This is a genomic window from Variovorax sp. 20P10.2.4 (assembly GCF_058244205.1).
Genome location: NZ_JBZAYE010000458.1, coordinates 1 through 5,988 on the forward strand (window position 1 = coordinate 1; position 5,988 = coordinate 5,988).

At 69.9% G+C, this 5,988-nt stretch carries 7 protein-coding genes and 1 pseudogene; 2 read left to right on the plus strand and 6 right to left on the minus strand.

Annotated features, from left to right (window positions below; translation table 11 throughout):
- Both AC27VN_RS30110 and AC27VN_RS30115 read left to right on the plus strand, forming a co-directional pair.
- Positions 1-295 (plus strand): 2Fe-2S iron-sulfur cluster-binding protein (locus AC27VN_RS30110; protein ID WP_490878926.1); only part of this gene is annotated, 295 nt, incomplete at its 5' end.
- Between the two features lie 8 nt (positions 296-303).
- On the plus strand, positions 304-969 hold the full coding sequence (locus AC27VN_RS30115; protein ID WP_490878927.1) for a TetR family transcriptional regulator C-terminal domain-containing protein: 666 nt from the start codon (positions 304-306) through the stop codon (positions 967-969).
- Here AC27VN_RS30115 and AC27VN_RS30120 read toward each other — a convergent pair.
- The 6 genes and pseudogenes from AC27VN_RS30120 to AC27VN_RS30145 form a co-directional block, all read right to left on the minus strand.
- Positions 962-1,426 carry a RidA family protein gene (locus tag AC27VN_RS30120; protein WP_057595876.1) on the minus strand — a complete coding sequence of 155 codons (465 nt, stop codon included), beginning with the start codon at positions 1,424-1,426 and terminating at the stop codon, positions 962-964. The genes AC27VN_RS30115 and AC27VN_RS30120 overlap by 8 nt on opposite strands.
- Positions 1,423-2,631, minus strand: a complete 1,209-nt coding sequence (locus AC27VN_RS30125) for an amidohydrolase family protein (RefSeq protein WP_490878928.1) — start codon at positions 2,629-2,631, stop codon at positions 1,423-1,425. Before AC27VN_RS30125 ends, AC27VN_RS30120 begins: the two co-directional genes overlap by 4 nt.
- A complete protein-coding gene (gene otnI / locus AC27VN_RS30130) occupies positions 2,613-3,431 on the minus strand; it encodes a 2-oxo-tetronate isomerase (protein WP_490878929.1) in 819 nt (272 codons plus the stop codon). The genes AC27VN_RS30125 and otnI overlap by 19 nt, the downstream gene beginning before the upstream one ends.
- 45 nt (positions 3,432-3,476) lie before the next feature.
- Positions 3,477-4,151, minus strand: coding sequence for a class II aldolase/adducin family protein (locus AC27VN_RS30135; RefSeq protein WP_490878930.1), 675 nt, complete (start codon positions 4,149-4,151; stop codon positions 3,477-3,479).
- A gap of 284 nt (positions 4,152-4,435) precedes the next feature.
- Positions 4,436-5,707 carry a 3-oxo-tetronate kinase gene (gene otnK / locus AC27VN_RS30140; RefSeq protein WP_490878931.1) on the minus strand — a complete coding sequence of 424 codons (1,272 nt, stop codon included), beginning with the start codon at positions 5,705-5,707 and terminating at the stop codon, positions 4,436-4,438.
- Positions 5,708-5,710: 3 nt separating this feature from the next.
- Positions 5,711-5,988 (minus strand): annotated as a pseudogene (locus AC27VN_RS30145) (NAD-dependent epimerase); the annotation flags it as partial.

Genomic DNA, 5,988 nt, shown 5'->3' on the forward strand with positions numbered 1-5,988 from the left:
CGCCGCGCCCACCGATGCCGCCGCCACCGCGGGCCAGCCCTTCGTGCTGCGGCTCGCGCAGCGTGGCATCGCGGTGCCGGTGGCGGCCGACCAGACCGCGGTCGACGCATTGCACGAGGTCGGCATCGACATCCCGGTGTCGTGCGAGCAGGGCCTGTGCGGCACCTGCGTGGTCGGCGCCGAAGGCGAGGGCGCCGAGCACCGCGACTTCTGCCTCACGGGCAGCGAGCGGCGCCACAAGGTGGCGCTGTGCTGCTCGCGCGCCAAGGGGGCCGAGCTGGTCATCCAGCTCTGAGACCGCGCATGGCCAGGACCACCGCCGTCGACACCGCCGAGGACGCCGAGGGCCCCGCCACGCGCGGGCGCTCGCGCAAGTACGCGCAGGTGCTCGGCGTGATCAACCAGGCCGCGATCGAGGTGTTCGCGAGCGAGGGCCTGGCCGGCGCCTCGACGCAGGCGATCGCCGACAAGGCCGGGCTCTCGAAGGCGCAGCTGCACTACTACATCGACAGCAAGGAGGCGCTGTACCGGCAGATCCTGCAGGACATCCTCACCGACTGGATCGTGGTGTTCGGCTTCGACGACGAGGCCCTGGGCCCGCGCAAGGTGCTCGGCGACCTGATCCGCCGCAAGATGGCGTTCTCGTTCGAGCATCCGCTGCGTTCGCGCATCTTCACGGCCGAGATGCTGCGCGGCGCGCCGGTGCTCAACACCCTGATGGACACGAGCAAGCAGCGCACCGACCAGGCCGCCGCCGTGATCCGCAACTGGATGGACCAGGGGCTGATGGACGAGGCCGACCCGATGCTGGTGCTGTTCCACATCTGGGCCGTGACGCAGTTCTATGCCGACCACGCCACGCAGGCCGCGTACTTCCGCAACACCGCGCAGCACGGCGACGAACAGGACCGCGGCTACCTGGTCGAGCAGGTGACGGCGTTCCTGTTCAAGGGTGCGGGCGTCAGGTAGCGCGCACCGGCAGGTACATGGTGGCCTCGACCTCCACCAGCACCTCGTCGCCCGGCAGGAAGCGAGACACCTCCACCACCGTGCTGACCGGCGGCTCCCCCGGGTAGAACAAACCGCGAACGCGGTTGTAGAAGGCGTAGTGCGGCAGGTGGCGGAAGTACTGCACCAGCTTCACCACGTCCTCCATGGTGCCGCCGTGCTCGGCCGCGATCTGGCGGATGCGCTCCAGCACGAACCAGCTCTGCGCCACGATCGGCGCCTCGAACACGTCCACCGACATCTGGCCGGTGGCGTAGCCCAGGCCCTGCAGCGCGCTGCGCCCGGCCTCGGGAATGGCGTCGTAGCCGGCGACCGCGCGGCGCGTGGCCGGGTCGACGGCGACCACGCCGCTCATGTAGACGAAATCGCCGACGCGCTTGGCGGCGGCATAGTTGGCCATCGGCTTGCCCATGCTCATGCGGTGTGCTCCAGGATCCGGCCCGCGCGGATGACGCTGCGGCGGCGGCCGCGCGGGTCGATGAGTTCGTGTTCGTCGGTGGCGGCCAGCACCACCAGGTCGGCCGGACAACCCGCGGCGATGCGACCGTCCCAGGCCAGCCCGAGCGCCCGCGCCGGCGCGAGCGTGATGCTGTCGATCCAGTCGAGCGCCGGCGCGAGGTGCGCCACCTGCACGCCGAGGCCGAAGGTCTCGACGAGGTCGTAGCTGCCGTAGGGATAGAAGGCGTCCTGCACGTTGTCCGTCGCCAGGCTCGCACGCAAGCCGCGTGCCGCGGCCTCGCGGATGCGCGTGATGCCGCGCGGCACCGGCGTGCGGTCCCAGGCGCCCTGCAGGTAGAGGTTGGTGGTGGGCAGCGCGACCAGGTGCAGGCCCGCGCCCGCGCACAGCGCCAGGGTTTCGTGCGCCACGGCGTCGTCCTGCACCGAGAGCGAGCAGGCATGGCCGCAGACCACGCGGCCCGCGAAGCCGCGCGCACGCACCAGCTGCGCGATGGCGCGCAGGCCGCTGGCGTCGGCATCGAGGCCCTCGTCGACATGGAAGTCGAGCGACAGCCCGTGCTTGTGCGCGAGCTCGAACACGCGGTCGAGCTTGGGCAACAGGGCCTCGTTGCGGTAGACGAAGGCGCCCAGCGCGCCGCCCGCGCGCGCCACCTCGCGCGCGATGCGCTCGCCGGCCTCGGCATCGGCGAACAGGTCGAGCGGCGTGAGCGAGACGAACTGCAGCTCGACGCGGCCGCGCCAGGCCTCGCGCAGCGATTCGAACACCGCGAGCGAGACCGGCGCCTCGGGCTGCACCCAGTCGAGGTGAGTGCGCAGCGCGCGCGTGCCGCTGCGCCAGGCGTCCTCGAGCGCGCGTTCCATGCGCGGGCGCAGCGACTCGGCGGTCCAGCCGGCCCGGTGGCCGTTCATGCGCTCGATGGCCGCGAACAGGTTGCCCTGCGCCGCGCCCACTTCCTGCACGGTGTAGTTCTTGTCGATGTGCGCATGCGCGTCGACGCAGGCGCTCAGCACGATGCCGCGCGCCGAATCCTGCCGCGCGCTCGGCGCGACCGAGGCCACGCGATCGCCGTCCAGCAGCAGGTCGAACAGCTCGGCCTCCGACGCGAAGCCGCGCAGCGGCTTCGGAACGCGCAGCGCCTCGAGCTTCACTGCGCCTCGCGCCACGCGCGCAGCCAGCCCAGCCCGGCCGAGGTGCCGCCGGGCTCACTGCCGCGCCGCGGCCGGTATTCGCAGCCGACCCAGCCCTGCCAGCCGGTCTGCGCCGACACCTCGTCGATCACCTGGAACAGGTAGGGATAGTTCTGCTCGCCGATGTCGGGCTCGTGGCGCTCGGGCACGCCGGCGATCTGGATGTGGCCGACGCGGCCGGTGGGCAGGTACTGGCGGATCTTCATCGCGACGTCGCCCTCGACGATCTGGCAGTGGTAGAGGTCCATCTGCACCTTGAGGTTGGGCGCGCCGATGCTTTCGACGATGGCATGCGCATGGTCCTGGCGGTTGAGGAAGAAGCGCGGGATGTCGCGCGTGTTGATCGGCTCGATCAGCACGTCGCGCCCGGCCTTCGCGGCCTCCTCGGCGGCCCAGCGCAGGTTGTCGACGTACACCTGCTGCACGGCATCGGCCGTGAGGCCCTCGGGCACCAGCCCGGCCATGACGTGGATGCGTGGGCAGTCGAGCGCGACCGCGTAGTCGATGGCTTTCGCGATGCCCTCACGGAACTCGGCGTCGCGCCCCGGCAGGCAAGCCAGGCCGCGTTCTCCGCCCTCCCAGTTGCCGGGCGGGCCGTTGAAGAGCACCTGCTGCAAGCCGTTGTGCTGAAGGCGCGCGACGATATCGTCCTTGGAGAAGGCATAGGGAAACAGGTACTCGACGGCCTCGAAGCCGTCCTTCGCGGCGGCATCGAAGCGATCGAGGAAGTCCATCTCGGGATAGAGCATCGAGAGGTTGGCGGCGAAGCGTGGCATGGCGTTGTCTCTTTGAAGTTCTGGCGATTGTGGTCTCGAACGGAGTCACCAGCGCGCGCCGAAGATGACGCGCAGTTCGGCGATCTGTTCGGGCGACAGCGGCGCGGGTGGCGTGGCATGGTCGCGCGTCATGAGGTGGAGCCTGGCAGTCTCCTCGAGTTCCTCGAGCACGGCCATCGCGGCGGCGGGGGTGTCGTGCCACACGTTGGGGCCGAGGCGGTCGAGCATCACGGCGCGGATGGGCACGCCGGCCGCGCCGCGCTGCGCGATGACCTGGGCGACCTCGGCGGCCGCTTCGGACGCGCCCGGACGGTGGTAGTGGATGCGCGGCACGTGGCCGACCTTCATCACGAAGTAGGGCGTGAGGGCGGGCAGCAGTTCGTCGCTGGTTCCGCTCAACGTGAGTGCGACGCAGTGGCTGCTGTGGGTGTGGATCACGCAGGCGGTATCGGCATCGAAAGCTTGTGCTGCTTCGTAGATGCGCATGTGCAGCGCGATGGTCTTGCTGGCACGGTCACCACTGATCTGCTGGCCTTGCGCGTCCAGCCTCGCAAGCCGCGCGGGGTCGAGGAAGCCCAGGCAGGCATCGGTCGGGGTGATGAGGAAGCCACCGTCTTCCAGGCGCACGCTGATGTTGCCGGCCGTGGCGTGGACGTAGCCACGATCGAACAGGCTTTTGGCTGTGCGGCAGATTTCTTCTCTTGCTTTTGTTTCGGTCATTTTTTGGCTTCTTGTTCGGGGTGCGTGCACAGGGCATCGGGTACTTCCCTCCGCGAATGTCCCCCGCCCTTCGGGCTCCTCCTTTATTTCGCTGCGGGAAGCACCCGATACCCTGTGCACGGGAGGCGCTGCGGTGGTGCCGGCGGTTCAACAACGATTGCGTCCAGGCTCACGTCGATGGGGTACTCCCCGCAGCGAAATAAAGGAGGAGCCGAAGGCGGGGGACATTCGCGGAGGGGAGTACCCCATCGGCGTGAGCCCGCCCCGAACACGACCCAGGCAGTTCACCCCAACACCGCAAACGCCTTGGTAAAGAAATCATCCCCCCCAAAGTTCCCCGACTTCAATGCGATATGCACCCCAGTGTCAGGCGCCAACGAGGAACGCGCATGACACCACGGCACCCCCGGATCGATCTGCGGCCCGATCTGCAACTGCGCGATGCCGAGCGCCTGCACACAGGCCCCGGAGGTTTCGCCGCCCGCCACCACGAGCTGGCGCACACCACGCTCGACCAGCCCGCGCGCGATCGCCGCGATGGTGCGCTCGACCATCGCGCCGGCCTCTTCCACGCCCAGTTGGCCTTGCACCGACTTCACGGCACCGGCTTCGGCCGTGGAGTAGACGAGCACCGGGCCCTTGTCGATCAGCGGCGCGGCCCAGGCCAGCGTCTCGGCCGCGACGTCGATGCCGGCCGCGATGCGCAGCGGATCGATGGCCAATGCGGCGCCGCCACGGCCGATGAAGTCGAGCACCTGCCGGTTGGTGGCGAGCGAGCAGCTGCCCGACACCACTGCCGTGTGGCCGCCGGCCTTCGGCAACGCGCTGGCCTGCGAGGAGGGTGCGAGCCCGAAGTTGGCCGGCAGGCCGATGGCCACGCCCGAGCCCGCGGTGACCAGCGGCAGCTTCGCGAGCGCCGGGCCCATGCGCAGCAGGTCGTCGTTCGACACCGCGTCGACGATCGCGATCGACACGCCCTCGGCCTTCAGCTGCGCGATGCGCGCCTCGATCGCTTGCGCGCCGCGCGCCACCACCGCGTGATCGATCAGCCCCACCTTGCGCCGGCACTGCGCCTGCAGCACCCGCACCAGGTTCGGGTCGGTCATCGGCGTCAGCGGATGGTTCTGCATGCCGCTCTCGTTGAGCAGCACTTCGCCCGCGAACAGGTAGCCCTTGAACACCGTGCGCTTGTTGTCGGGAAAGGCCGGCGTGGCGATCGTGAAGTCGCAGCCCAGCGCCTCCATCAGCGCCTCGGTCACCGGGCCGATGTTGCCCTGCGGCGTGCTGTCGAAGGTCGAGCAGTACTTGAAGTAGATCTGTTGCGCGCCCTGCGCCTGCAGCCAGCGCAGCGCCTCGAGCGACTGCGCGCTGGCCTCGGCCGGCGCGATGGTGCGCGACTTGAGAGCCACCACCACCGCATCCACCTCGGCCGCGAGCGGGCCCTCGGGCACGCCGATCGTCTGCACCACGCGCATGCCCGCGCGCACCAGGTTGTTGGCGAGGTCGGTGGCGCCGGTGAAATCGTCGGCGATGCAGCCGAGCAGCAGCTTCGCCATCGCTCAGCCCTTCACCGCGAGCTTGACCGCCTGCGGGTTCTCGCGCACGTAGTCGCGCAGGATCGCATCGAAGCTGGCATCGGCCTTCAGGCCCAGGGCCTCGGCGCGCGCCGCATGCACGCGGCTGGGCCAGCTCGTGACGATCTTCGCGATCGCCGCGTCGGGCTCCCAGTCGATCAGGCTCGTTGCCTCGGTGCCGGCGATGCGCTCGAGCGCCTGTGCCATCTCGCGCACGGTGGTGGTCAGCGCGGGCAGGTTGACCGCTGTGCGCGCGCCCCACT

Bases quoted from the DNA above. Each gene is read 5' to 3' on its own strand.
- otnI (WP_490878929.1), bottom strand. From the start codon at position 3,431: ATGCCACGCTTCGCCGCCAACCTCTCGATGCTCTATCCCGAGATGGAC.
- AC27VN_RS30120 (WP_057595876.1), bottom strand. From the start codon at position 1,426: ATGAGCATGGGCAAGCCGATGGCCAACTATGCCGCCGCCAAGCGCGTC.
- AC27VN_RS30135 (WP_490878930.1), bottom strand. From the start codon at position 4,151: ATGACCGAAACAAAAGCAAGAGAAGAAATCTGCCGCACAGCCAAAAGC.
- otnK (WP_490878931.1), bottom strand. From the start codon at position 5,707: ATGGCGAAGCTGCTGCTCGGCTGCATCGCCGACGATTTCACCGGCGCC.
- AC27VN_RS30115 (WP_490878927.1), top strand. From the start codon at position 304: ATGGCCAGGACCACCGCCGTCGACACCGCCGAGGACGCCGAGGGCCCC.